Annotated in this window: 21 protein-coding genes and 1 pseudogene; 7 read left to right on the top strand and 15 right to left on the bottom strand. The window is 65.8% G+C overall.

What is annotated here, in order from left to right; all coding sequences use genetic code 11:
- Nucleotides 1-333 precede the first annotated feature (333 nt).
- The 6 genes from AC1DIN_RS19060 to AC1DIN_RS19035 form a co-directional block, all read right to left on the bottom strand.
- Complete coding sequence (locus AC1DIN_RS19060) at nucleotides 334-1,065, bottom strand: amino acid ABC transporter ATP-binding protein (RefSeq protein WP_476810919.1); 732 nt, start codon at nucleotides 1,063-1,065, stop codon at nucleotides 334-336.
- On the bottom strand, nucleotides 1,046-1,699 hold the full coding sequence (locus AC1DIN_RS19055; protein ID WP_441472400.1) for an amino acid ABC transporter permease: 654 nt from the start codon (nucleotides 1,697-1,699) through the stop codon (nucleotides 1,046-1,048). Before AC1DIN_RS19055 ends, AC1DIN_RS19060 begins: the two co-directional genes overlap by 20 nt.
- The gene (locus AC1DIN_RS19050) at nucleotides 1,699-2,358 is read right to left on the bottom strand and encodes an amino acid ABC transporter permease (RefSeq protein WP_476810918.1); all 660 of its coding nucleotides are present in this window, start codon (nucleotides 2,356-2,358) and stop codon (nucleotides 1,699-1,701) included. The genes AC1DIN_RS19055 and AC1DIN_RS19050 overlap by 1 nt, the downstream gene beginning before the upstream one ends.
- A gap of 113 nt (nucleotides 2,359-2,471) precedes the next feature.
- Nucleotides 2,472-3,275, bottom strand: a complete 804-nt coding sequence (locus AC1DIN_RS19045) for a transporter substrate-binding domain-containing protein (RefSeq protein WP_441472398.1) — start codon at nucleotides 3,273-3,275, stop codon at nucleotides 2,472-2,474.
- A 78-nt stretch (nucleotides 3,276-3,353) separates the two neighbouring features.
- The gene (locus AC1DIN_RS19040; RefSeq protein WP_441472397.1) at nucleotides 3,354-4,340 is read right to left on the bottom strand and encodes a 2-hydroxyacid dehydrogenase; all 987 of its coding nucleotides are present in this window, start codon (nucleotides 4,338-4,340) and stop codon (nucleotides 3,354-3,356) included.
- Nucleotides 4,341-4,361: 21 nt separating this feature from the next.
- Nucleotides 4,362-5,123, bottom strand: coding sequence for a GntR family transcriptional regulator (locus AC1DIN_RS19035; protein WP_476810917.1), 762 nt, complete (start codon nucleotides 5,121-5,123; stop codon nucleotides 4,362-4,364).
- A 215-nt stretch (nucleotides 5,124-5,338) separates the two neighbouring features.
- Between AC1DIN_RS19035 and AC1DIN_RS19030 the strand changes: the two genes are divergently transcribed.
- Complete coding sequence (locus AC1DIN_RS19030; protein WP_476810916.1) at nucleotides 5,339-6,538, top strand: mandelate racemase/muconate lactonizing enzyme family protein; 1,200 nt, start codon at nucleotides 5,339-5,341, stop codon at nucleotides 6,536-6,538.
- Nucleotides 6,539-6,548: 10 nt separating this feature from the next.
- A complete protein-coding gene (locus tag AC1DIN_RS19025; protein WP_476810915.1) occupies nucleotides 6,549-7,316 on the top strand; it encodes an SDR family oxidoreductase in 768 nt (255 codons plus the stop codon).
- 86 nt (nucleotides 7,317-7,402) lie between these two features.
- Here the strand turns inward: AC1DIN_RS19025 and AC1DIN_RS19020 are convergent, their stop codons facing one another.
- Together AC1DIN_RS19020 and AC1DIN_RS19015 are read right to left on the bottom strand one after the other, a co-directional pair.
- On the bottom strand, nucleotides 7,403-8,470 hold the full coding sequence (locus AC1DIN_RS19020) for an NAD/NADP octopine/nopaline dehydrogenase family protein (protein WP_476810914.1): 1,068 nt from the start codon (nucleotides 8,468-8,470) through the stop codon (nucleotides 7,403-7,405).
- A 20-nt stretch (nucleotides 8,471-8,490) separates the two neighbouring features.
- Nucleotides 8,491-9,348: a GntR family transcriptional regulator gene (locus AC1DIN_RS19015; protein WP_476810913.1), complete on the bottom strand. Its 858-nt coding sequence runs from the start codon at nucleotides 9,346-9,348 to the stop codon at nucleotides 8,491-8,493.
- Nucleotides 9,349-9,393: 45 nt separating this feature from the next.
- Between AC1DIN_RS19015 and AC1DIN_RS19010 the strand changes: the two genes are divergently transcribed.
- From AC1DIN_RS19010 to AC1DIN_RS18990, 5 genes are all read left to right on the top strand, one after another.
- On the top strand, nucleotides 9,394-10,902 hold the full coding sequence (locus AC1DIN_RS19010; protein ID WP_476810912.1) for an ABC transporter substrate-binding protein: 1,509 nt from the start codon (nucleotides 9,394-9,396) through the stop codon (nucleotides 10,900-10,902).
- Nucleotides 10,903-10,996: 94 nt separating this feature from the next.
- Complete coding sequence (locus tag AC1DIN_RS19005; RefSeq protein WP_476810911.1) at nucleotides 10,997-13,078, top strand: hydantoinase/oxoprolinase family protein; 2,082 nt, start codon at nucleotides 10,997-10,999, stop codon at nucleotides 13,076-13,078.
- 2 nt (nucleotides 13,079-13,080) lie between these two features.
- Complete coding sequence (locus AC1DIN_RS19000) at nucleotides 13,081-14,727, top strand: hydantoinase B/oxoprolinase family protein (protein ID WP_476810910.1); 1,647 nt, start codon at nucleotides 13,081-13,083, stop codon at nucleotides 14,725-14,727.
- A gap of 28 nt (nucleotides 14,728-14,755) precedes the next feature.
- A complete protein-coding gene (locus AC1DIN_RS18995) occupies nucleotides 14,756-15,676 on the top strand; it encodes an ABC transporter permease (RefSeq protein WP_476810909.1) in 921 nt (306 codons plus the stop codon).
- Entirely contained in the window at nucleotides 15,673-16,530 is an 858-nt protein-coding gene (locus tag AC1DIN_RS18990) for an ABC transporter permease (protein ID WP_476810908.1), read from the top strand. Before AC1DIN_RS18995 ends, AC1DIN_RS18990 begins: the two co-directional genes overlap by 4 nt.
- A 115-nt stretch (nucleotides 16,531-16,645) precedes the next feature.
- Here the strand turns inward: AC1DIN_RS18990 and AC1DIN_RS18985 are convergent, their stop codons facing one another.
- The 7 genes and pseudogenes from AC1DIN_RS18985 to pehA form a co-directional block, all read right to left on the bottom strand.
- Nucleotides 16,646-17,518, bottom strand: coding sequence for an ABC transporter permease (locus AC1DIN_RS18985; protein WP_441472386.1), 873 nt, complete (start codon nucleotides 17,516-17,518; stop codon nucleotides 16,646-16,648).
- A 1-nt stretch (nucleotide 17,519) separates the two neighbouring features.
- Complete coding sequence (locus AC1DIN_RS18980; protein ID WP_441472385.1) at nucleotides 17,520-18,455, bottom strand: ABC transporter permease; 936 nt, start codon at nucleotides 18,453-18,455, stop codon at nucleotides 17,520-17,522.
- Nucleotides 18,455-19,447: an ABC transporter ATP-binding protein gene (locus AC1DIN_RS18975; RefSeq protein WP_441472384.1), complete on the bottom strand. Its 993-nt coding sequence runs from the start codon at nucleotides 19,445-19,447 to the stop codon at nucleotides 18,455-18,457. Before AC1DIN_RS18975 ends, AC1DIN_RS18980 begins: the two co-directional genes overlap by 1 nt.
- Nucleotides 19,444-20,463, bottom strand: a complete 1,020-nt coding sequence (locus AC1DIN_RS18970; protein ID WP_441472383.1) for an ABC transporter ATP-binding protein — start codon at nucleotides 20,461-20,463, stop codon at nucleotides 19,444-19,446. Before AC1DIN_RS18970 ends, AC1DIN_RS18975 begins: the two co-directional genes overlap by 4 nt.
- Nucleotides 20,460-20,993, bottom strand: a pseudogene (locus AC1DIN_RS18965) (ABC transporter substrate-binding protein); the annotation flags it as partial. The gene AC1DIN_RS18970 and the pseudogene AC1DIN_RS18965, both read right to left, overlap by 4 nt.
- Before the next feature lie 130 nt (nucleotides 20,994-21,123).
- The gene (locus AC1DIN_RS18960) at nucleotides 21,124-22,761 is read right to left on the bottom strand and encodes an ABC transporter substrate-binding protein (RefSeq protein WP_441472382.1); all 1,638 of its coding nucleotides are present in this window, start codon (nucleotides 22,759-22,761) and stop codon (nucleotides 21,124-21,126) included.
- Nucleotides 22,728-24,332: a phosphoric/sulfuric ester hydrolase PehA gene (pehA, locus tag AC1DIN_RS18955; protein ID WP_476810907.1), complete on the bottom strand. Its 1,605-nt coding sequence runs from the start codon at nucleotides 24,330-24,332 to the stop codon at nucleotides 22,728-22,730. The genes AC1DIN_RS18960 and pehA overlap by 34 nt, the downstream gene beginning before the upstream one ends.
- Between the last annotated feature and the right edge of the window lie 13 nt (nucleotides 24,333-24,345).

The following is a 24,345-nucleotide window of genomic DNA, read 5'->3' as shown; positions in this document are numbered from 1 at the left end:
CGTGCGCTCTACAAATTCCGACAGGAACTCGCCCGGTGTCCCGGACGTCAGCCCCAGCCTCATCAGGAAGCGCAGAAGAGGCGCCGCTCAGCGGCGGCGCCGTCTCGATGGGTGGCTTATAGGACACCAAAAGAACCCGTGTCAACACGTCTGGATCACTATTCTTCGATTTCCGATTCCGCGCACGTTGGACGCCCTCGCCAGGGGACGGCCGCACACGGTTGCAGCCTCGTCCTGTCCGACGAAAACCCCGGCCTTTGCGGGGATCTTCGGAGGCACGCGCGTGCCGGCAGGATGCCAGGAAGCCGGGGACGATGCGCGCGGAGCCAACGCTCAATGCGCGCCAGCCCTCACGAAGTTCCGCAGTTCAGCCGTCTGCGGGTCTGCGAACAGCGACTTCGACGCCCCCTGCTCCCAGATCTTCCCCTGATGCATGAACACCGTGGTGTCGGCGACCGTCCGGGCAAAGTTCATCTCGTGGGTGACGAGCAGCATGGTCATGCCGCCCTTGGCGAGCTTCTCCATGACCAGCAGCACCTCACCTGTCAGCTCCGGGTCGAGTGCCGAGGTCACCTCGTCGAAGAGCATCACCTTGGGCTTCATCGCCAGCGAGCGGGCGATGGCGACGCGCTGTTGCTGACCGCCGGAGAGATTGTCCGGATAGCTGTCGAACTTCTCGGAGAGGCCGACCTGCGCCAGCACCTCCTTCGCCAGCGCCAGCGCCTCTGCTTGCGGCACGTTCTGGGTGATGCGCGGCGAGAGCATGATGTTCTGGCCCACCGTGAGATGCGGGAACAGGTTGTAGCTCTGGAAGACGATGCCGACGTCCTTGCGCAATTCGCGCAGCTTCTTCGGGTCCTGGGTCATGGTGTGGCCAGCGACCTCGATCTTGCCGGCGTGGAAGGTCTCGAGCCCGTTGATGCAGCGAAGCAGGGTCGACTTGCCGGAGCCGGAGCGGCCGATGATGGCGACGACCTGACCCGTGTCGACGCTGAGCGAAACGCCCTTCAGCACCTCCAGCGAGCCAAAGCGCTTATGGACGTCTTCAATGAGAACGGCTGGCATTCATCACCTTTTCGAGATGGCGGCTGAGCCGGGACAGCGGGAAGCAGATCGCGAAATAGATCGCCCCGACCAGGGTGAAGATCTGGAAGGCCTGATAGGTCGCATTGTTGACCAGCATGCCCGCGCGCATCAGGTCGACGAAGCCGACGACCTGGACGATCGAGGTGTTCTTCACGAGCTGGACGAGGAACCCCACCGTCGGCGGCAGCGAGATGCGGATCGCTTGCGGCAGGATCACGTAGCGGTAGGTCTGCGCCGTCGTATGCGCCAGCGAAGCCGAGGCCTCCCATTGCTGGCGCGGCACCGATTCGATGGAGCCGCGCCAGATCTCGGCGAGATAGGCCGAGACGTAGATCGAGAGCGAGGCGGAGGCCGCGAGGAAGGGCGGCAGCTCGATGCCCAGGGCCGAGAGCCCGTAATAGCTCATGAACAGCACCATGAGCACCGGGATCGACTGGATCACCAGGATGTAGCCCGCCGCGAAGCGACGCAGCCAGCGGATGCGCGACAGACGCATGATCGCGAAGACGCCGCCGAGGATGCCGCCGATGAAGAAGGCGATGGCGGTGAGCGCCAGCGTCCAGCCGGCGGAGCGCAGGATGAAGAGGGCCTCGGGCCAACCGAAGGTCTGCATCAGGCGGCCTCCCCATGCGCTTCGGTGAGGCGCGCGAGGCCCGACACCTGCGGGAAGAGCTTCCGGCCGAGCCAGTTCAGGAAGAGCTTCAGCGAGAGCGCCAGCACGAGATAGATGACGGTGACGACGATGTAGGTCTCGAAGCTGCGGAACGTGTCCTGCTCGATGATCGCGGCCGTTCCGGAAAGCTCCTGCACCGAGACGAAGGAGCAGATGCTGGAGGCCAGCATCATCAGAACGAACTGGCTCGACAGCGCCGGCCAGACGCGGGCGAAGGCAGGCTGCAGCACGACATGCTTGAGGACCTGCCATTTGCTCATCGCCAGCGCGAGCCCAGCCTCGATCTGAGATTTATGAATGGAGTCGACGCCGGCGCGGATGATCTCGGTGGCGTAGGCGGCGAGGTTGAGCGTCATCGCCAGGATGGAGGCTTCGAGTCCGTTGAGGCGGATGCCGATCTGCGGCAATCCGAAGAAGATCATGAAGAGCTGCACCAGAAACGGCGTGTTCCGCATCAGCTCGACATAGGCGTCGACGATGTAGCCGGCACAGCTGCCGGCGAGGCTGCGCAGCGCGGTCATCGCCGTCGCCAGCACGAGGCCGAGCGTGATCGCGACGAAGGACAGCGCAATCGTCAGCAGGACCCCATTCAGGATCATCGGCCATTTGGATAATACGTCTTGGAAGAGCAACGGCGCGCTCCTTCGGCCCTGGAGGTCGAGGATTTCGCCAGCGCGCTGGATCGCGCGCCGGCGCGTCGATGAGAGCGGGATCAGAAGGTCGGCAGCGGCGGCAGCGGGCTACCGACCCACTTCTGCGCGATCGCGTCGAGCTCCCCGTTCTGCTTGACGTAGTAGATGAAGTTATTGAGCCACTGGCGCAGCTCCCAGGCGTCCTTGCGCATGGTCATCGAGTTCGGCTGCATGCCGAAGACGAATTTGAGCTCGGTCTCGGTCTCGCCGCGCGCCTTCATCGCGGCATTGGCCTGCGCATCGGGGCCGGCGATGGCCTCGACCTGGCCGGAGAACAGCGCCTGCATGGTGGTGGCGTCGTCCTCGAAGCGCAGGATGGTGAGGTTCAGCTCCTTCTCCCGGTTGGTGAACTCGCGCTCGACGCTGGAGCCGCGGTTGACGCCGACCTTGCGACCCTTGAGATCGTCCCAGGTTTTGATGGCGACGTTCTTCTTGGCGTAGATGCCTGTCTGGAAGGCGCTGTAGGGAATCGAGAACATCACCGCCTTGGCGCGCTCTGGCGTCGGCGCGAGCGTCGCGACGAGGAAGTCGACCTTGTTGGCCTCAAGCGCAGGAATACGCGCCGGCGGAGTGAGCTGCACCATCTCGACCTTGACGCCGAGATATTTGCCGATCAGCGCGATGACGTCCGCGTCGTAGCCGACAGCATTGCCCTGCGAGTCGACCGAGCCATAGGGCGGTGCGCCGATCAGCACGCCGATCTTGACCGAGCCGCGCTTGATGATGTCCGTGACCGTCTGGGCCGAGGCCTGGCTTGCGGCCAGCATGCCGGCTCCCAGCGCCAGCAGCGTGCCGGCAATCCTGAAATGCTTGAAAAGACCCATGGTGCGTTTCCCTGCTGTTTGCGGATTGTCCGCGGTTGGCCCAGCCGGCTTCTTGGCGTCCGGCTCGGAAATCGAAGATCAGGCTGCGGCTTTGCCCTGGCGCACGAGGTTGGTCAGAGGCTCGCCGGCGAAAGAGCGCCGGATGTTGTCGGCGATCGTCTGCTGGCGGCGGCGGATCGTGCCGCTCGTCCAGCCCGACATGTGCGGCGTCATCACGATGTTCGGCAGCTCTTGAAAAGGCAACGAGCCTGGCAGGGGATTCATGTCGTCGGGAGAGGGATATCGGTACCAGGTGTCGATCACGGCGCCACCGATACGCTCGTGCTTGAGCGCCTCGTACAGGGCGGCCTCGTCGAGCAATGGACCGCGCCCGACATTGAAGACAACGGCATTGCGGCGCATCGCGGCAAAGGCGTCCGCGCCGACGATTCCCCGGGTTTCCGGGGTAAGCGGCAGCGAGACGACGATCGCGTCGGCCGAACCCCAGAATTCGCCGAGCTGGTCGAGCGTAAAAGAACGGTCGACGGTTTCGGAGGTCGCGACCGGGCTGCGGTTGGCCACGTTCACCTGCATCTCGAATGCCTTGGCGCGCCGCGCCACCGCCTTGCCGATATGCCCGAAGCCGAGCAGGCCGATGGTCTTGCCGGCGATCTCGCCATGGACGCGATCGGGCGCGCCGGCCCAATAGGCCCAATCCCCTCGCCGCAAGCGCTGATCGGCATCGGCGAGCGGGATGTGCCGCGCCAGCAAAGCGCTCATCACATATTCCGCGATCGCCTGCTCGTGGCCGAAGCAGTTGCAGAGGTTCGTCTCGGGCGGGAGCTCGTCGAGCTGGACCGCGTCATAGCCGGCTCCCGGGACGTGGAACAGGCGCAGGCTCGCGGGGGTGGGAAGCGTGGCATCGAATTTCACGCCGACGATGACGTCGGCCGCGGCATAGGCCAGACGATCCGCCTCGGTCTCCAGCCGGTCCGGAAGAACCCTGATATCGGCACCCGCTCCCGCCAGCTCGGCAAAGCCATGGCTGAAGGAGGCGGCATTCTCACCATGGAAGACGATGCGCATGATCGGGCGGCTTTCCTTAGGTCAGGTATTTAGCAGCGGCTCGACGCTGCAATCCAGTAAAGAAGGGTCAATGGCGGCTTCCATCTCGTCGAACATGCCGTCGACGAAACCGATCAGCGCATCCGAGGCTGCGACGGCGCGGTCGCCATGGCGTGTCGCGATGGCGTTCAGCACGGCGAGATGGTGGTCGATCGTGCCTTCCAGCCCGACATGGCGGGGCATGTAGTTGTGGTAGATGAAGCCGATGCGCCGGAAGATCGTGTGCAGCGGGCGCAACGTATGCTCCAGGAAAGGCTCGGCTGCGGCCGACAGCACCATCTGGTCGATGCGTCTGTCGAGCGTGTTGAATTCGGCAAGCGTCAGCTCTGCCCGGCGTTCCCGCAGCAGGCGCTCCATATGCAGCATCTGGTTGCGGTGCGAAGGTCCGGCGCGCTCGGCCGCAAGGCCGATGACGAAGCGCTCGAGATCGCGCCTAAGCTTGAGCAGCAGGCGCTCGCGCGCAAGGTCGATCGGGGCGATCTGCAGGCCATGGCGCGGACGGATAATGATCAGCGTGTCGGCCGCGAGCCGGTTGACGGCGTTGTGAACCGGGGTCCGGCCGAAGCCCGTCAGATCCTGGAGATCCTGCAGGGCAAGAAAACGGCCCGGGCTGAGCTCGCAAGTCACCAGCATCTCTTCGATGCGGCCATAGGCAAGCTCGAACAGGTTCACACGATTGCGCCGCTTCGACACGGCCGTGTCGTCGGCCGCCACCAGTCGCGGCTGGTTATGGCGCTTCGCCATGCCCTGCTCCTCCCCATGCGGCGCTTCGAATCCCGTGTGGCGTTTCGAAACGACGCCATCTTGCGCCCGACGATAAACATGTTGTGAAATTTTACAAGCACTCCTATGATTTCGGCCTGCGCGGTCATCAACGCCTTTCGGCGGGGCCGCGCGACAAGCGAACAAGGCGCTCCCGAGCTCGTCTCGCCGAAGAGCGCAGCTCCCGGGAGGCCGATTTGAAGATCACCGCGATCGAAACCTTGCGGACCGAAGAGTTCGCCAACGTCCTCTGGGTGCGGGTGCACACCGATGCCGGAATCATCGGCCTTGGCGAGACGTTCTACGGCGCGGCTTCGGTGGAAGCCCATTTGCACGACACGCTCGCGATGCGGCTGCTCGGCAAGAACCCGCTGCATATCGAGGCGCTGCACAAGGAGATGACCAACCTGCCGATGGCGCAGGCCTCGACCGGCGTCGAATCGCGCGCCACCTCGGCGGTCGACATCGCGTTGTGGGACATCTTCGGCAAGGTCTGCGGCCAGCCGGTGCACCAGATGCTCGGCGGCCTCTGCCGCGACAAGCAGCGCATCTACAACACTTGCGCCGGCTACAAATATGTCCGATCCCACAACATCAAGCCGGTCTCGACCTGGAATCTCGGCGAGACCAGCGGCCCCTATGAAGACCTTGACGGCTTCATGAACCGCGCCGACGCGGTCGCCGAGAGTCTGCTCGAAAGCGGCATCACGGCGATGAAGATCTGGCCCTTCGATCCGCCGGCGATCGAGAACCAGGGGCTCTACATCACGCCCGAGCAGATGCGGAAGGCGATCGAACCGTTCGAGAAGATCCGCAAGGCCGTCGGCGACAGGATGGAGATCATGGTCGAGTTCCATTCGCTCTGGAACCTGCCGACCGCGATCAAGATCGCCCGCGCCCTCGAGCCCTACGAGCCGAGCTGGTACGAGGACCCGATCCGGATGAACTCGCCGCAGGCGCTGGCCGAGTTCGCCCGCTCGACGACGGTCTCGGTGACGGCCAGCGAGACGCTGGGCTCGCGCTTCCCCTACAAGGACATGCTCGATCGGGATGCGATGCACGTCGTCATGGCCGACCTCTGCTGGACCGGCGGCCTGACCGAGGGCCGCAAGATCGCCGCGATGGCCGAGACCTATCACCGGCCTTTTGCGCCGCATGACTGCATCGGCCCGGTCGGCTTCATCGCCGCGATCCACGCCTCCTTCAGCCAGCCGAACACGCTGATCCAGGAATCAGTGCGCGCCTTCTACACCGGTTGGTACAAGGAACTCGTCACCGAGATGCCGGTCATCAAGGACGGCTATGTCTATCCGATGGAGGCGCCGGGATTGGGCGTGGAACTGCTCCCGGCCGTCTTCGAGCGCCCGGACCTGCATCATCGTCGTTCGAGCCTGTGAGGATTTCAGGATGACCAATCCGCTCTTCGATCTCACTGGTCGCACCGCTCTCGTCACAGGCTCCTCGCGCGGCCTCGGGCGGGCGATGGCGGAAGGGCTTGCGGCGGCAGGCGCACGCATCCTCGTCAATGGGACCGACCCCGAGCGCGTCGCAACCGCGGTCAAGGAGATGCGTCAGGCCGGATTCGAGGCCGATGCCGCGCCCTTCGACGTCACCTCCGAGGAGCAGGTCACGAAAGCCTTCGCCGACTTCGATGCGTCAGGTGTCGCGGTCGATATCCTCGTCAACAACGCCGGCATTCAGTTCCGCAAGCCAATGGTCGAACTGGCGACGGTGGACTGGCAGCGCGTGATCGACACGAACCTGACATCGGCCTTCGTGATCGGACGGGAAGCTGCGAAGCGCATGATCGCGCGCGGCCACGGCAAGATCATCAACATCGGCTCGCTGACCAGCGCCTTGGCACGGGCCACCGTCGCCCCCTACACCGTGGCCAAGGGCGGCATCAAGATGCTGACACAGGCCATGGCGGCCGAGTGGGCAGAGCACGGCATTCAGGCCAATGCCATCGGCCCCGGCTACATGCTGACCGACATGAACCAGGCGTTGATCGACAATCCCGCGTTCGATGCATGGGTCCGAAGCCGCACGCCATCGAAGCGCTGGGGCAGGCCTGACGAACTGATCGGAGCGGCCGTATTTCTTGCCGCGCCAGCCTCGAACTACGTCAACGGTCAAATAATATACGTCGACGGAGGAATGATTTCCGTTTTATAACAACGTGTTAGAGAGAATAAATCGGCGTATCTCGCCTGGTATTCGAATGAGAACCGCGCATCAGGCCCTACGTTTTCCGACCGCGCTCACAGGCCGCGCAGCTCTCTATGGAGCTCGTCCGCGGTGAACCGCTCCAGATCGAGGGCCGGCAGCAGATCATTCTCGGCGCGGAAATCGCGGGCGCAGATCGCGTCGAACAGAGCGATGCCGGCCTTGTGGAGCGGTAGCGGCACCCCGGCGATCCGGCCCAGCACCTCGAGCGGCACCAGCCCGAAGGGCACGTCCTCGGTGATGAAGCGAGTGTCCAGCGTCTTGGGGCCGAGCAGTTCGGGACGGTTCCTGTAGACGGCGGCGGCCATCTCGCCGACCGGGCCGGCAGCGACGCCGAAGGAATGGACATAGTGGTCCTGCACGCTGCGGACCGAGAGGCCGAAAGCCCCGGCCAGCGCCAGCCGCTCGACATCCATGGCATCGACGATGCGCCCGACGCCCTGGGTGATCGAGCCGTAGTTCGGCCAGTCCTCGCCGCGCTCGGCGCGCGTCAGGTTGCCCAGCATGTTGGCGACATGCGCCGGCGGGTTGAGGTTGCTGAGCATAATGGCCAGCAGGTCTTCGCGCAGCTCGAACCGATCGCCGAAAAGGGAACGGCAGACGTCCAGACCAACCTGCGCGTGACCGGCAGGGAGAGTGGCAACGTCGAGCTTGGCCCGGATGCCCGAGATATGGACGCTGCGCGGGCCGCTCTTGCGCGCGGTGAGCGCCGTTGTCGCCCAGGCGGCGATCGGAATGTCGACCCCGCGCGCGCTCAGCAGGCGATGCAGATAGAGCGCTGCGAAGGAGCAATGGGCGCTGATGATGACGATCTGCCCGGCGGCGAGATGCGGGGCGATGGCGTCCAGCACCGCCCTGAACCCATTGGCCTGAACCGCGACGATGACGACCTGAGCGCCGCCAACGGCTTCGGCGCAATGGCGGGCGATCCGCAACGGCAAGTCGGCTTCGAGCTTGCCAGTGACGGTCAGCAAAGCATCGCCGGAGAAATCGGCCGGGGCCGCGCCGCTCGGTGACCAGATCACGGGCTCATGCCCCTGGCCGGTCAGGTAGGCGGCATAGCCGCGCCCGATCCCGCCGAAGCCGACGATGGCGACGCGCATGGGTAATCCCCCGAGTGGTTTCAGATGATTTCGAGACCGCCCAACACGTGCCGGTGGACGACGGTTTCCAGGCCGGGCTTATCGCGTTCGCGCAGGCGTTCGACGATCTCGTAGTGGTCCCGTACCGTGTCGGCGAGCAACGCGGCGGTGTTCTTTTCGCGCGTCAGCGTAACGGGAACGCGGCTGCGTAAATCGAAAATCATCGAGACAAGGTCGCGGTTCGGGCAGAATTCGAGCATTGCGGCGTGGAAAGCGTAGTTCGCCTCCTCCTGCGCAAGCACCGTGCCGGAATTGACGGCCGCGGCGAAATCGTCAGCCCGCAGTTGCAGCCGCTCCAGCCCTGCCTCGTCGATACGCTTCAGCACTTCGCCGGCCGCCGCAACCTCAAGGATGGCACGGATCGTCACGACATTGCGGTAGCGCTCCTTGTCGAAGGTCTCGACGCGGTAGCCGCGATTGGCTTCCAGCTTGACGAAGCCCTTCTCCTCGAGCCGATCCAGCGCCTGGCGAATGTCGAGCCGCGAGGCGCTGTATTGCGTTTCGAGATCGACTTGCTTCAGCCACGAGCCTGCACTGAGGCGGCCGGTGCTGATGTCCCTCTCGATCAGCTTTGCCAGTTCTCGTGCCCGCGACGCACTGCCGCCAGCAGCGCGCCCGCGGCGCTCTCCAGCATCTGTCTTATCTTGCTGAGTTACCAAAGCCATTAGTGCCGTGTTCCGCAGACGAATCCGAGCATGACCGCAACCATCATCGCCCGCTTTGCTGCCCAATCGCAATTCATACTCAGGGCGGTCGAACACACCCGCGGAGATGAGATCTCCTGCATATGCACTCCCATTAAGCAAAATATCCCACAAGTCGAGATTGACAGATGCCAATCATGAACTCAGGATTGGCGCCAAAGTCAAGAACAGGGGATTGTCATGCGCAACCAGGCCTCAGCCCGCCGCCTCGCCGCCGCCCTCGCCTTCGGGATAAGCTCCCTCGCCCTGATCGCTCCCGCGGCGGCACGCGACCTGACGATCGCGCTGTCGAGCAACGTCAACACGCTCGATCCGGACAAGTCGACGACGGTCGGCACGGACCTCAGCGTCGCCGCGCATATCTACACCCCGCTGGTCGATCGCGGGCCCGACCTGAAGCTGAGGCCCGGTCTCGCCACCAAATGGGAAGCGATCGGAGACACGGCCTGGCGCTTCACGCTGCGCGAGGGCGTGACCTTCTCGAACGGCGAGCAGCTCGACGCCGAGGCCGTGAAGTGGAACGTCGAGCGTGTGCTCGATCCGAAGACCGGTGCGCGCAACAAGCCGTGGTTCGCCGCCATCAGCGAGGTCCGGGTCGTCTCGCCGACCACCGTCGAATTCGTCACCAAAGGCGCTTATCCCGACCTGCCCGACCAGATGTCGATGTTCCTGCTGATGCCGCCGAAATGGACGGGGGAGAACAACCCTTCCGTGGCGGCTCTCGGCAGCGGCCCCTACGAGCTCGTGCGCTTTGCCAGCGGCGACCGGGTCGTGCTGAAGGCGCGCAAGGACTATTGGGGCGAGAAGCCGGCTTTCGACAACGTCACCTTCCGCATCATTCCGGAGGATTCCTCGCGGATCGCGGCGCTCCAGGCCGGCGATGTCGACCTCATCACCGGCTTCCCGACTTCCGAGATCGCCCGGATCAAATCCGGCGGCAAGGTCGAGGCCGGCTCGGTGGCCGGCACGCGCGGCATGTTCATCAAGCTCAACGGGCTGAAGGCGCCCTTCAAGGACAATCCCAAGCTCTGGCGAGCGCTCAATCTCGGCATCGATCGCAAGGCGATCAATGACGGGCTGCTCGACGGTCTCGCCCAAATCAGCGCCTGCCAGCCGCTTTCCCCGGTCTATTTCGGCTTCAACCCCGATCTGAAGCCGGTGCCCTACGATCCCGCCCAGGCCAAGAAGCTGCTGGCCGAGGCCGGCTTTGCCAATGGCCTGACCATGGATCTCGAAGTTCCGACGGGGCGCTACATCCAGGCTTCCGACATCGCCCAGGTCGTCGCCTCTCAGCTCGGGGAGATCGGCGTCACCGTGAAGCTGCGCGAGATGGAATTCGGCGCCTTCATGAACAAGTACATCGTCGGCAAGAATCTCGGCGACTCCGCCTATTTCGGCCTGGGATGGCCGACGCTCGATGCGGGCGGGCTACTGAACTTCTGGGAGAAGGAAAACCCGCAATCCTATTGGGAGAGTGCGAGCTTCAACGAAGCCGCCAAGGCTGCACGCTCGACCAACGACGCAGCCAAGCGCACCGAGCTCTACCGCAAGCTCACCGCGCAGCTCTGCGAGGATTCGCCCTCGATCTTCATGTTCTTCACGCCGATCACCTACGCCCAGTCCAAGAGCATCGCGTGGCAGGCGCGTGGAGACGACTGGGTCCGCGCGATCGACATCAAGACGCGCTGACGGCAACCGAAACGAGCTGAGCGGCGGGCTCCATCGGCCCGCCGTCGGGACAGCCTTGCCCGAATTTCCGATCAACCGGATCGCGACAAAAGTCATGACCGCACAAGACGAAACCACCCTGAAGCTACGTGTCGGCGTCGATTCCGGCGGCACTTTCACCGATGTCTGCATGTTCGACGAGACGCATGGCGAGATCCATGTCTGGAAGGTGTCGAGCACGCCGCAGGACCCGTCGCTCGGCATTGCCGGGGGCATCGAGCAGGGCGTCGCCGAGGTCGCCAAGGCAACGGGGCAGAAGGTCGACGTCGTCTATTTCGGCCATGGCACCACGGTCGCCACCAACGCGCTGATCGTCGGGCGCGGCGCCGAGACGGGCCTGATCACCACCAAGGGCTTTCGCGACGTGCTGGAGCTGCGCCGCCAGAAGCGCGATTCCCTCTACGACATCCAGACGCAGAAGCCGCGCATCCTGGTTACGCGCGACAAGCGGCTCGAGGTCAGCGAGCGCGTGCGCTTCGACGGCAGCATCCACACCGCCCTCGACGAGGACGAGGTGCGCGCCGCCGCCCGCAAGCTCAGGGAGCAGGGCATCACGACGGTCGCGGTGTGCTTCCTGTTCTCATTTGTCGAGCCGGCGCATGAGAAGCGCGTCAAGGAGATCCTGGCCGAGGAAATGCCGGACGCCTTCGTCTCGATCTCGCACGAGGTCGCGCCCGAGTTCCGCGAATATGAGCGGCTCTCGACCACGGTCGTGAACGCCTATCTCGGCCCGATCATGAAGTCCTATCTCTCGAAGCTGCAGCCGCGGCTGGCCGAGATCGGCATCGACGCCCATCCGCATCTGACGCAGTCGAATGGCGGCGTGATCTCGTCCGAGGTGGCGCAGAACTTCCCGGCGCGCACCGTGCTCTCTGGCCCGGCGGCCGGTGTCATCGGAGCGCTTTCGGTCGGCGGACTCGCCGGCTTCGACAACGTCATTACCTTCGACATGGGCGGCACCTCGACCGACGTCTCGCTGATCGACCGCGGCCGGCCTCAAATGTCGAACGACGCCGTCGTCCACGGCTATCCGCTGAAGCTGCCGATGCTCGACATCCACACCGTCGGCGCCGGCGGCGGCTCGATCGCCCATATCGATGCCGGCGGGCTGCTCAAGGTGGGCCCGCGCTCGGCCGCGGCCGACCCCGGCCCGGTCTGCTACGGGCGCGGCAACGAGGAGCCGACGGTCACCGACGCCAATGTCGTGCTGCAGGTGCTGAACCCGACGCATCTCCTGAACGGGCGCATGAAGATCGACCAGGCGCGTGCCAAGGCCGCGATCGGGCGCCTGGCCGACCAGCTCGGGCTCGGCGTCATGGAGACGGCGCAGGGCATCATCAGCGTGGTCATCGCCAATATGGCGAAGGCCATCCGCGTGATCTCGGTCGAGCGCGGCTATGACCCGCGCGACTATGTCATGCTCGGCTTCGGCGGCGCCGGCCCGATCCATGCGGCGCGGCTCGCCCGCGAGCTTGAGATCCCGCGCCTCGTCGTTCCGAAATATCCGGGCATCATGTGTGCGCTAGGCCTGCTGCTGACCGACCTGCGGACCAACCTCTCGCTGACGCGGCTCCTGCCCCTGAGCGAGGCCGGCGCGCCGGGCATGGAGACCGGCTTCGCCGGTCTCGAGGAGCGCGGGCAGGACTGGTTCGCCCAGGAGGCGATCCCGGTGGAGCGGCGCTCGCTGATCCGCTCGGTCGACATGCGCTATGGCGGCCAGGGCTATGAGCTCACCGTCCCCTGCCCGGCCAGCCCGATCGATGCGGCGGCGCTGGTGAAGCTGCGCGAGGAGTTCGAGCGCATCCACAGGCAGGTCTATGGCTATATCGCCGCCGAGGAGCCGGTGCAGGTCACGACCCTGCGCATCGAGGCGGTGGGCCTCGTGCCGAAGGCCGATCTCAAGGCGTATCCCCCGGCCTCCGGCACGAGCAATGTGGCGATCACCGGCTGGCGCGAGGTCTGGCTGCCGGAAACCGGCGGCTTCACCAACTGCCCGATCTACGACCGCGCCCTGCTCGGGCCGGGGCACGAGGTGACCGGGCCCGCCATCATCGACCAGATGGATTCGACCACCCTCGTCCTGCCCGGGCAGGTCGCGACCGTCGACGCCTATCTCAACCTGAGCCTCGAGGGCTGACCATGCTGGACAAAGCCAAGACGCAGCTCGACCCGATCACCGTCGAGGTCATCGGCAGCGCGCTCACCACCATCGTCGAGGAGATGGGCAAGGCGATCATCCGCGCGGCGTATTCGACCAACATCAAGGAGCGGCAGGACTGCTCGACCGCGCTGTTCGACGCCGCCGGGCGCACCATCGCCCAGGCCGAGCACATTCCGGTGCATCTGGGATCGCTGCTCGGCATCGCCGAGCACGTCTTCAAGAACCACGACCTCGCGACGGTGCGCCCCGGCGACGTCTTCGTCGGCAACGACGCCTATACCGGCGGCGGCACCCATCTCAACGACATCGTCTTCCTCGAGCCGATCTTCCATGGCGACAAGCTCGTCGCCTGGGTGACTAACCTCGCCCATCATTCCGATTTCGTCGACCGCGGCCATGCCCATATCTTCCAGGAAGGCCTGCGCATCCCGCCCGTGCGGCTCTATCGCGAGGGCGTGCTGCAGGAAGATCTGATGCAGCTCATCCTGCTGAACTGCCAGGTTCCGCGCGAGCGCATCAACGACTTCCGCGCCCAGATGGCGGCGAACCGCCTCGGCGTGCAGCGCTATCAGGCGCTCTGCGACAAATATGGCGCCGAGACGGTGCGCGCCGCCGGCGCGCAGGTGCTCGACTATACCGAGCGGCGCACCCGCGCCGGCATCGCGCAAATTCCGGACGGCACCTACAGCTTCCGCCACGACTTCGACAGCAACCTGATCGACGGCGTGCTCGACCTCAAGGTCGTGATCGAGGTCAAGGGCGACGAGATCTTCATCGACTTCCCCGACGCGCCCGACCAGGTCCGCGCGCCGATCAACATGGTCTACACGGCGCTGCTGGCGACGGTGTATTTCGCGGTGAAGGCGATCGTCGACCCCGACCTGCCGGCCAATGCCGGCTTCCACCGGCCGATCCATGTCTCCGCGCCGCTGGGCTCCGTGCTGAACTCGACGCCGCCGGGCGCCGTCTACAGCCGCACCGATATCGGCCAGCGTCTCGTCGACATGATCTTCGCCGCGCTCGCCGATGTGGTGCCCGAGCGGATCGCCGCAGCCTCGACCGGCGGCACGCTCCTGACCACCAGCGGAATCCATCCGCGCACCGGCCGCTTCTACGTCTATAACGAGATGCATGGCGGCGGCATGGGCGCGCGCGCCGACAAGGACGGGCTCGACGGCGTGCAGGTGAACACGACCAACACCGCCAATCTGCCGATCGAGGCCTTGGAGATCGAGCACCCCGTCATGGTGAAGTGCTACGAACTGGTGCAGGATTCCGGCGGAGCCGGCGAATATCGCGGCGGCATGACGCTGCGGCGGTGCGTCGAGATGCTCGACCACACCGCCCGCATCTCGGCCGGCGGGACGAACAGCATCGTGCCGCCCTTCGGCCTCAAGGGCGGCCAGGACGGCCAGACCGCCCGCGTCGAGCTTTCGCCCGGCGCCAGGCCGCTCGACCGTCGCGCCGGCATCCTGCAGCCGGGCGAGTGGGTCGGCATGGTCGCCGCTGGCGGCGGTGGCTTCGGCGACCCGAAGAAGCGCGATCGCGCACTGGTCGAGCGCGATCTGCGCGAGGAGCGCATCTCGCGGCAGGCGGCCGTGGAGATCTACGGGCTGAAGCTCTGACAAACGTCGTGACGATGGAGGCCGCCGGATGCCGCGCCACCTGACCTCCCGCCTCGGCGAAGGCCTGATCGCGATCTGGGGCGTGGTCACGATCGTCTTCGTCGTCTCGCGGCTGCTCGGCGACCCCGCCGTGCTGCTGCTGCCGATCGGCGCGACGGAGGCGCAACTGCAGGAGCTGCGTACGCAGCTCGGGCTCGATCAGCCGCTGCTGCAGCAATACTTCACCTTCCTCCTCAATGCGCTGAAGGGCGACTTTGGCCAGTCCTTCCAGTTCGCGCGCCCGGCGCTCGACGTCGTCCTCGAAAGGCTGCCGGCGACGGCCTTGCTCGCCGGCTGCGCGCTGGCGATCGGCATCCTGGTCGGCGGCATGGCCGGCGCGCTCGCCGCGATCTATCGCGGCTCGGCGATCGAGGGGCTCGTCCTGCTGGTGGCGCTGCTCGGCCAGGCGACGCCCTCCTTCTGGCTCGGCATCATGCTGATCCTGTTCTTCGCTGTGCAGCTCGGCTGGTTCCCGACGGGCGGCTACGGCGAATGGCAGAACCTAGTCCTGCCCTCGGTGACATTGGCTTGCTTCACCACGGCCAGCATCGCGCGCCTACTGCGCTCCTCCATGCTCGACGTGATGCGGGACGACTATGTCCGCACGGCCTATGCGAAGGGCCTCGGCCCCCGCCGCATCTATATCTGGCATGTCGGCCGCAACTCGTTGATCCCCGTGGTGACCATGACCGGCATCCTGGCCGGCGAGCTTCTCGGCGGCGCCACCGTGACCGAGACGGTCTTCGCCTGGCCGGGCGTCGGGCGATTGATCGTGCAGGCGATCGAGACCAAGGATTTTCCGGTCGTGCAGGCGGGCGTCGCGGTGGTCGCGACCATCTTCGTTGTGGTCAATCTCCTGGTTGACCTGCTCTACACCCTGATCGATCCACGCATCCGGCAGGAATCATGAGGCTCCTCTCGTTCCTGCGCCGCCAGCGTGCGAATTGGCTCGGCCTCGCCGGCGCGGCGTTGCTGGTGCTCCTGCTGGTGCTGGCGCTCGCCGGGCCCTGGCTCGGCCTGCCCGACCCGACGCGTGGCGACCTGCGCGCCCGCATGATGGCGCCGACGATCTCCTGGACCGGGCTGGGCGTCCACCCCTTCGGGACCGACCAGCTCGGACGCGACATCCTGAGCCGTATCATCGCCGGCAGCCGCGTAACTTTGACGATCGCCGGCTCGGCCGTGATCCTCGGCGGCATCGTCGGCGTGCTGCTTGGCCTCGTCGCCGGCTATTTCGGCGGCTGGTACGACCGCGTGCTGATGCGGCTGGTCGATATCCAGCTCGCCTTCCCGCTGATGCTGCTGGCGCTTCTGGTCGTCGCCGCGCTCGGCCCAAGCCTGCACAACCTGATCGCGGTGCTCGCCCTGACGAGCTGGGTCCGCTATGCCCGCATCATCAGAGCCCAGGTCCTGACGGTCCGGGAGCGCGAATTCGTCCAGGCGGCTCTGGCGATGGGGGCGGGCCACGCCCGCCTGCTCTTGCGCCACATCCTGCCCAACGTCCTGACGCCGGTCTTCGTCGTCGCGACCCTCGAACTCGCGCGCACCATCGTGCTCGAAGCGGGCTTGAGCTTCCTTGGCCTCGGCATCCAGCCGCCCTCGCCGAGTTGGGGCCGGATGCTCGCCGACGGGCGCACCTATATCGCCAGCGCCTGGTGGATCATCACCCTGCCTGGCCTGGCTTTGATGTTGACGGTATTGAGCGTCAATCTCCTGGGCGACTGGCTGCGTGATTGGCTCGACCCGCGCGCGGAACGTCGCTGATCCATCAGCCGATAAGCCGCTCGCCCATGGCGGAAGCTCAATTCTTTTCGGAGCGATCCATAGCCGCCCCCCCTGTCCCAAATCCTTCTCCGGCAACCCTTCGGATAAGCCCGGCTCAGCGCAGTGTGGGGTCGAGCCGATCGCGCAGCCAGTCGCCGACGAGGCTGACCGCAAGCGTTGTCAGCACGATGGTGCAGGCCGGAGCCAGCATGATCCAGGGAGCACGCGTCAGATATTCGCGGCCATAGCCGACCATGTTGCCGAGGCTGGTCATCGGCGGCTGGACGCCGAGGCCCAGGAAGGACAGCCCGCTCTCCAGCAGGATCACCTCCGGGAAGGTCAACGTCATCGAGACGATCAGCGTCGAGGCGATGTTCGGCAGGATATGGCGCAGATAGACCCGCGAGGGACTCGCACCGATCTGGCGCACCGCCCCGGCATAGCCTTGCGCGCCAGCGGAGATGGCGAGCCCGCGCGCAATGCGGGCATAGCGCTCCCACCCATAGAGCCCCATCAGGCAGATGAAGAGCGGCAGCGCGTTTCCAAAGAAGGCCAGCACCGAGAGTGCCAGGATCAGGAAGGGCATCGCGGCCTGGAAATCGGCCAGCATCAACACGAATTGCTCGACCCAGCCGCGGAAATGCGCCGCGAGGAAGCCCATCAGCGTGCCAAGCGTGGCCGAAATGATCGTCGCGCCGAAGGCGACGAGCAGCGAAATGCGGATCGAGATGATCAGCCGCGAGAGCACGTCGCGGCCGAGTTCATCGGTCCCGAGCCAGTGCAGTGGATGGAAGGGCGGCGACAGCCGGTTGCGCAGGTCATATGCCGTGAAGCGATAGGGCGTGACCCAATCGGCGCTCAGGGCCAAAACGATGATGAAGCCGACCCAGACGATGCCGAACCAGACCAGCAGCGGGATGCGCTTCTTCGGCCTGGGAGCAACCTTCTCGCGGATGGCAGGTGGCGCGGCGGCTGTTACATCGGCCATTTCAATGCCCTCCTGCCCGGGCACCACTGCGCAGACGTGGATCGAGCACGCCGTAAAGCAGGTCGACGATCAAGTTGGCGCTGACCATGGTGATCGCGACCAGCAGCAGGATGCATTGCACCACCGCTAGATCGCGATTGGAGACGGCGACGACGAGCAGCCGACCGACGCCCGGCCAGGAAAACACGCTCTCGACCACGACCGCCCCTGCAATCAGGCTGCCGACCATAAAGCCGACGACGGTCACGGTCGGCACCGCCGCGTTCGGCAGCGCGTGCCCGCGCACGACCGCGGCCCAGGGCACGCCCTTGGCGCTGGCTGTGCGGATATAGGACTGGCCGAGCACCTCCAGCATGGCGCTGCGGGTGAAACGGGCAAGCACCGCCGCTCCGCCGATTCCGAGCGTCACCACCGGCAGAATGGCATGGCGCCAGCTCTCCTGCCCCCCCGAGGGCAGCCAGCCGAGTTGCACCGAGAAGATCAGCACCAGCACGAGGCCGAGCACGAAGCTTGGAATGGTGAAGCCTGCGACCGCCGTGATCATGACGATACGGTCGGTCAGGCTGTCGCGGTTCAATGCCGCGTATATGCCGGCCGGGATGCCGATGCCGAGCTTCAGCGCCAAGGCCGGCAAGGTCAGCGCCAGGGTCGCCGGGATGCGCTCGAGGACGAGCTGGATCGCCGGACGGCCATCGCGCATCGACTGACCGAGCTCGCCCTGCCCTATCGCGGTGAAGTAGCGCAGGTATTGCAGCCAGATCGGATCGTCGAGGCCCCACGCCTTGCGGAAGGCGGCGATCGCCTCGGGCGGCGCGTCGGCGCTCATGATGATCAGCGCCGGATCGCCGGAGAGCCGGAGCACGACGAATGCGAAGGTGACGACAAGCGCAACGGTCAGCAGCGCGCGGGCGAGCCGGATCAGGAAAAAGCGCAGCATCAGCTCGCCGCCTTCAGGAAATTGGCCTGGTCCTGCGCGACATGGCAAGCGGTCAAGCGACCATCCGGCAGCGGCAGCAGCGCCGGACTCTCGACCTTGCAGCGATCGCGCGCGGCATGGCAGCGCGGATGGAAGGCGCAGCCCGAGGGGCGCGCCGCCGGGTTGGGCGGATCGCCCTGCAGCACAATGCGCGGGCGGGCTCGCCGGCCGGGAACCGGCGCGGCCGAGACCAGCGCCTCGGTATAAGGATGCGCCGGCGAGGAGAGCAGCAGATCAGCCTCGCCCTCCTCGACGATACGGCCAAGATACATCACCGCGACGCGGTGGCTGACCTGCCTGATGACCTTGAGATCGTGGCTGATGAAGAGCAGGCCCAGGCCCAGCTCCTGCTGAAGGTCGACCAGCAGGTTGATCACTTGCGCCTGAATGGAGACGTCGAGCGCCGAGACCGGCTCGTCGCAGACCAGCAGGTCCGGCGTGGTCGCGAGCGCGCGAGCGATCACGGCGCGCTGGCGCTGGCCGCCAGACAGCTCGTGCGGATAGCGCGCTCCCTGATCGGCCCGCAAACCCACCGACTGCAGCAGTTTCAGCGCCATGTCGCCGCGCGCCTTGGCCTCGCCGATTTCATGGACATCGTACGGCTCGCGCACCTGCTCGACGATCGAGAGCCGCCGGTCCAGTGCGCCGAGCGGGTCCTGGTAGATCATCTGCATGCGGGCGCGGATCTTGCGCCAATCGCCGGTGTCGAGTGCCGGCAACGGCGCGCCCTGGAACAGGACATCGCCCGCATCCGGCCTCTCCAGCCCGAGCGCGACGCGCCCGGTGGTCGACTTGCCCGAGCCGGACTCACCGACGACGCCAAGCGTCCTGCCGCGTTCGACCGTGAGTGACACTCCGTCGACGGCACGCACCTCGACGGGGCTACCGAGCAAGCCGCGGCGCATCGTGTAGCGGCGCGAGACGTTGCGGACCTGAAGCACCGGCGCGCTCATGCGAACACGAACTCCGAGGTGCGCGCGGACTGTGCCTGCGCCGTCCGAACGCAGGCGGCGAAGCGGCCCGGCGCCTTCTGCACGAGCGGCGGCACGCCGGCATCGCAGAGCGCGCCATGACGCGGACAACGCGGCCCGAAGGCACAGCCCGGCGGCAGGTTCCAGGGCTCCGGCACATTGCCCTCGATCGGGTCGAGCCGGCGGCGCACGCCCTCCAGCGGCGGCAGCGCCGCGATGAGGCCCTGCGTGTAGGGATGCTGCGGCTGCTCGAACAGCTCGATCGAATCGGCCATCTCGATGATGCGCCCGGCATACATCACGCAGACGCGTTCACAGGTCTGCGAGATCACCCCCAGATCGTGGCTGATCAGCACCAGCGCCATGCCGGTCTCGCGTCGGATCAGCGTCAGCAATTCGAGAATCTGCGCCTGAATGGTGGCATCGAGCGCCGTGGTCGGCTCGTCAGCGACAAGAAGATCGGGGTTCCCCGCGAGCGCCATCGCGATCATCACACGCTGATTCTGGCCGCCCGAGAGCTCGTGAGGGAAGGCATCGAGGCGTCGCGCCGCGTCTGGAATGCCGACGAGGTCGAACAGGCGTTTCACCTCGGCCCTGATTGCGCTGCCGGAGAGACCGCGATGCAGCGCCAGAGCCTCACCGACTTGCCTGCCGAGTCTAATGACCGGATTGAGCGCGCTCGCCGGATCCTGGAAGATCATCGCGATGCGCCCGCCACGCACCTTATCGAGGACGTCGGCGTTGGCCTCGATCAGCTCGGTGCTGCCGAGCCTGACGCTGCCGGTGATGGAGGCCTTCTTCGGCAGCAGGCCAAGCGCTGCCAGCCAGGTCACCGATTTGCCGCAGCCGGATTCGCCGACGAGGCCGACCGCCTCCCCCGCCGCGACGGTCAGGTCGATGCCGTGCAGCACCTTGACCCCGTCGAAGGCGACGGTAAGCCCCCGGATCTCGACGAGCGGATTGTCGACGCTGCCGAACCTGTCGAGCCTCTCGCTCACGAGCGGACCCCACCCCAGTTGCGGGCGCTGAAGTCCATGACGAAGGACTGCGCGGCCTTCCACTGGATGTCCCGGCGTTTGGCGGTGAAGTTCGCGGTTTGGTGCAGCACGGTATAGGCAGGGTCCTCGCGCTCGCAGATTTCGAGCATGCGGCGGAATGCGGCCTTGCGCAGAGCCCGATCGGTCGAGCTCTCCATCAGGTCGGAGAGCTTGCCCATCTCGGCATTGCTCCACTCGCCGACCTGCCATTGCTGGCCGCTCGGGCCGTGGCTGGAGGTGATCGACGATACCGGATCGTTGAAGGACGCACCGTTCGACCAGTCGCTCACCGCCCGCTTCGGCCCCCTGGCGAGAACCTGGGGGAAGTTATCCTTGCTCTCGATCTGGACGTTCATGCCGATCTGGCGCCAGCTCTCGACCAGCACCTGCGCGGTCGCGACCTGGTTGGTGTGGTAATTGTTGAGCAGACGATAAGGGATCGCCTCGCCCCAATAGCCGGACTGCTTCAACAGCCCGATGGCGAAACGCGGCAGGATCAGCAGCCCGGCCGAGGCCGCGCCGAGCGCAAGCGCGTGGCGGCGAGTGTGTCCAGTCATCGAACGCTCCGGGTCGTCAAAACGAGGCGGCGCGCCCGTTGGAGGACGCGCCGCGATTGTCGGGTCAGCTCTGCCGGCCCCAGTTGCCGGCGCGGAAATCCATGGCGAAGGCCGGTGCGGCTTTCCAGGCGATCGATTTCGGCTTGGCGGTGAAGGTCGCGTTCTGGTGCAACACGGTGTAGGCCGGGTCTTCGCGTTCGGCGATCTCCAGCATGCGCCGGAAGGCGGCCTTGCGGCGGGCGCGGTCGGTCGAGGTCTCCAGCTCGACCGAAAGCGTGTTCATCTCGGCATTCGTCCACTCGCCGGCCTGCTGCTGCTGGCCGTTGGGGCCGTGCTGGGCGACGATCGAGGAGACCGGATCGTTGAAAGGCGCCGAGTTCGACCAGTCGCGCACGGCGCGGGTCGGCGTGCGCTCGAGGATCTGCTGCCAGTTCTCGACCATCCGGATCTCGACGTTGAGACCGGCCTCCTTCCACATCTCGACCAGGATCTGCGCGGTCGGAGTCTGGTTGGTGTAGTAGTTGTTGAGCAGGCGGTACGGGATCGGGTCACCCTTGTAGCCGGACTGCTTGACGAGATCGCGCGCCAGCTTGAGATCGAACGCCGGCACCGACCAGTCCTCGACGAACATCTCGCCATAATAGGGCCATTGCAGCCCCTTCGGCACCACGGTGCGGCCGGCCCAGAGCGAGTCGACGATCGTCTGCCGGTCGATCGAATGCGTCATGGCGCGGCGAACCAGCGGATTCTGCAGCTGGGCATGGCTCTTGTCGAAGACGGTCAGGCGGTGATTCAGGATCGTGCCGCCCTGCACCTCGAAGGCCGAATTCTTCTCGATCTGCGCAATCTGGTCCGGCGGGATGTCGCAGGCGAACTGATACTGGCCGGAGAGCAATCCGTTGATTCGCGAGGCGACTTCCGGCACCTCGACGAAGCGGATCGACTTCAGCGGCGGCCGGCCGCCCCAATATTCGTCATGGGCCTCGAGCAGCAGCGAGACGTCCGGACGGTATTCAGCGACCTTGTAAGGGCCGGTCGTGACCGGCTTCATCGCCCACTCATTATAGGTCGCCGCCTCATCGAAGGCGCGCCGGTTCATGATCTCGCTGCCATAGCGCGAAATGCGGCCCTCGATCGTCACGTCCGGGGTGCCGTTGACGAAGCGCACGGTGTGCTTGTCGACGATCTCGACGCCGAGCAGGGCCGGCCAGGAGCGGCGCGCCACCGCCGGTACTTCCGCCGGCAGCTCCTTGCTGGCGCGGCCGCCGCCGACGACGAAATCGGCCGAGATGGTCTTGCCCGCAGCCGGCTGCGTGTCGCCGAACATGCGCTGCTTGCCGAAGGTGAAGGCAACGTCCTCGGCGGTGAGCTCATCGCCATTGTGGAACTTCACGCCCTGGCGCAGCTTGAGCTCGACGGTCTTGTCGTCGATGCGCTTCCACTCCGTGGCGAGGCCGGGCACGGCGCCCAGACCGCCCAGCCAGTTGCGGCCGATCAGCCCTTCCCAGAGCGACGAGAAGAAGATGCGCTCGCCGACATTGGACTGCTCGCGCAGCACGTCGAGCTGGTTGGAATTGGCGATCTTCTGGACCGCGATCGTGATCGAAGGCCGGCTGTCGGCCTGGGCGATCGCGAAGCGGGGCAGGATGAGGGCGGAGCCCCCGAGCGCTATTGCGCCGCGACGCGTGAGGGAACCGACCATTGTTCATCTCCAGATGGGGTGGCGTTGGGGTCGCGCTCTTCCAGCCCGCGCGGGCTGGAGCGGTAATGGGTCAGGGTCCTGTCAGCATGGGTCAGCCGCCAGGACAGGGCCTTCTGGGCGTAATCGCGCACCAGCGCGGCATAGGCGGGAGCGTCGGCCAGATTGACGAACTGGTGCGGATCGTTCGTCAGGTCGAAGAAGAGCGGCGGGAGCGCGGCGAAATGGACGTATTTGTAGTTTTCGTCCTGGATCACGCAGAGGCTTGACTGGTCCATGTGCAGGCCGAGCACCTGCTCCGGCTGCGAATAATGCACGTCACGGAAGTCGTATTCGTAATGCATCTCCGTCCGCCAATTCGCCGGACGGCCTTCGGCGAGGAAAGGCATGACCGAGCGCCCGTCGCAGGCGCGGGGCGCCTCGCCGCCGAGCCAGTCGAGGATCGTCGGCATCACGTCGACGCTCTCAGTAAAGGACGTTTCGATCGCGCCGCGGCGTTCGTCCGCGCCGCGCGGGTCCTTCACCACCAGAGGAATGCGGAAGCTCTCGTCGTTGAAGCCGATCTTGCCGAGCAGATGGTGGTCACCGAGCTGCTCGCCATGGTCGCTGGTGAAGACGATCAGCGTGTCGTCCCACTGCCCGGTCTCATCGAGATAGGCGAACACCCGGCCAAGGCAGTCGTCGATCTCGGTGATCAGACCGCAGTAGGTCGCGCGCATCTGGGCGATCTCGGCCGCATCCAGCGTCGCCCCCGAGCCCTCGGCGCCCTGGAAGAAGGAACCGCGCTTGATCGAGTCGACATAGAACCTGGTCAGCGGGTGTTGCGCGGCCTCGACCTCCGGCGATTCCGCCCGTACCAGCGCCGGCATATCTTCCGGCCGGTACATCGCGTGGTACGGCGCCGGCGCGACGAAGGGCGGATGCGGACGGTAATAGCCGAGGTGCAGGAAGAAGGGCTTGCCCGCCCGGCCCTTGAGATAGGTCAGCGCCCGCTCGGTGAAAAAGGTCGAGTCCGAGAATTCCTTCGGGATGCGCGAGGGCTTGTCAGTCGCGCCCGGGACCGAGTCCTCTCCCTCAGGCAGCCAGATGTCCTCGCGCTTTTCGGGCAGCTTGAAGCCGTTCTGCTCCACCCAGCCGAAATAGCCGTCCATGTTCGGTTCAAAGGCGCCGACGGAACGAAACCCATCCATCAGGTCGCCGAGCACGAGGAAGCGCGGATCGTTCTTCGCGGTCGTGCGCGGGTCCGGCGTTGTCGTGGTGTAGCCGATCAGAGCGGGGTCGTAGCCGATCGCCCTGAGCGCCTTTCCCAGGTTGAAATGGCGCTGGTCGAGGGGCACCGTATTCTGCACGGCGCGATGGTTCATCAAATAGAGCCCGGTCAGCAGGCTGGCTCGTGCCGGACCGCAGGGAACGCAGGCGGTGACATGGTTGGCGAAGGTGACCCCTTCGGCACAGAGCCTGTCGAGATTGGGCGTCTTGAGGAAAGGCTCCTGACCGCGGGCACGCAGCAGATGCGGTACGAAATCGGCCCGCCATTGGTCGACGACGATCAGGAGAACGTTCTTACGTTTCATTGCTTTGCCTCGC

This window comes from Allobosea sp. 05T438 (genome assembly GCF_056396025.1).
Note: the sequence above shows the minus strand (reverse complement) of the source record. Positions and strands in the feature narration are given on the sequence as shown.

Excerpts from the sequence above, each read along its gene's own strand:
- AC1DIN_RS19050 (WP_476810918.1), bottom strand. The coding sequence starts at position 2,358 with ATGATCCTGAATGGGGTCCTGCTGACGATTGCGCTGTCCTTCGTCGCG.
- AC1DIN_RS18960 (WP_441472382.1), bottom strand. The coding sequence starts at position 22,761 with ATGGTCGGTTCCCTCACGCGTCGCGGCGCAATAGCGCTCGGGGGCTCC.
- AC1DIN_RS19040 (WP_441472397.1), bottom strand. The coding sequence starts at position 4,340 with ATGCGCATCGTCTTCCATGGTGAGAATGCCGCCTCCTTCAGCCATGGC.
- AC1DIN_RS19010 (WP_476810912.1), top strand. The coding sequence starts at position 9,394 with ATGCGCAACCAGGCCTCAGCCCGCCGCCTCGCCGCCGCCCTCGCCTTC.
- pehA (WP_476810907.1), bottom strand. The coding sequence starts at position 24,332 with ATGAAACGTAAGAACGTTCTCCTGATCGTCGTCGACCAATGGCGGGCC.
- AC1DIN_RS19020 (WP_476810914.1), bottom strand. The coding sequence starts at position 8,470 with ATGCGCGTCGCCATCGTCGGCTTCGGCGGGATCGGGCGCGGCTATGCC.
- AC1DIN_RS19060 (WP_476810919.1), bottom strand. The coding sequence starts at position 1,065 with ATGCCAGCCGTTCTCATTGAAGACGTCCATAAGCGCTTTGGCTCGCTG.
- AC1DIN_RS19055 (WP_441472400.1), bottom strand. The coding sequence starts at position 1,699 with ATGCAGACCTTCGGTTGGCCCGAGGCCCTCTTCATCCTGCGCTCCGCC.
- AC1DIN_RS19000 (WP_476810910.1), top strand. The coding sequence starts at position 13,081 with ATGCTGGACAAAGCCAAGACGCAGCTCGACCCGATCACCGTCGAGGTC.
- AC1DIN_RS19025 (WP_476810915.1), top strand. The coding sequence starts at position 6,549 with ATGACCAATCCGCTCTTCGATCTCACTGGTCGCACCGCTCTCGTCACA.
- AC1DIN_RS19035 (WP_476810917.1), bottom strand. The coding sequence starts at position 5,123 with ATGGCGAAGCGCCATAACCAGCCGCGACTGGTGGCGGCCGACGACACG.
- AC1DIN_RS18975 (WP_441472384.1), bottom strand. The coding sequence starts at position 19,447 with ATGAGCGCGCCGGTGCTTCAGGTCCGCAACGTCTCGCGCCGCTACACG.
- AC1DIN_RS18995 (WP_476810909.1), top strand. The coding sequence starts at position 14,756 with ATGCCGCGCCACCTGACCTCCCGCCTCGGCGAAGGCCTGATCGCGATC.
- AC1DIN_RS18980 (WP_441472385.1), bottom strand. The coding sequence starts at position 18,455 with ATGCTGCGCTTTTTCCTGATCCGGCTCGCCCGCGCGCTGCTGACCGTT.
- AC1DIN_RS19005 (WP_476810911.1), top strand. The coding sequence starts at position 10,997 with ATGACCGCACAAGACGAAACCACCCTGAAGCTACGTGTCGGCGTCGAT.
- AC1DIN_RS18985 (WP_441472386.1), bottom strand. The coding sequence starts at position 17,518 with ATGGCCGATGTAACAGCCGCCGCGCCACCTGCCATCCGCGAGAAGGTT.
- AC1DIN_RS19045 (WP_441472398.1), bottom strand. The coding sequence starts at position 3,275 with ATGGGTCTTTTCAAGCATTTCAGGATTGCCGGCACGCTGCTGGCGCTG.
- AC1DIN_RS18990 (WP_476810908.1), top strand. The coding sequence starts at position 15,673 with ATGAGGCTCCTCTCGTTCCTGCGCCGCCAGCGTGCGAATTGGCTCGGC.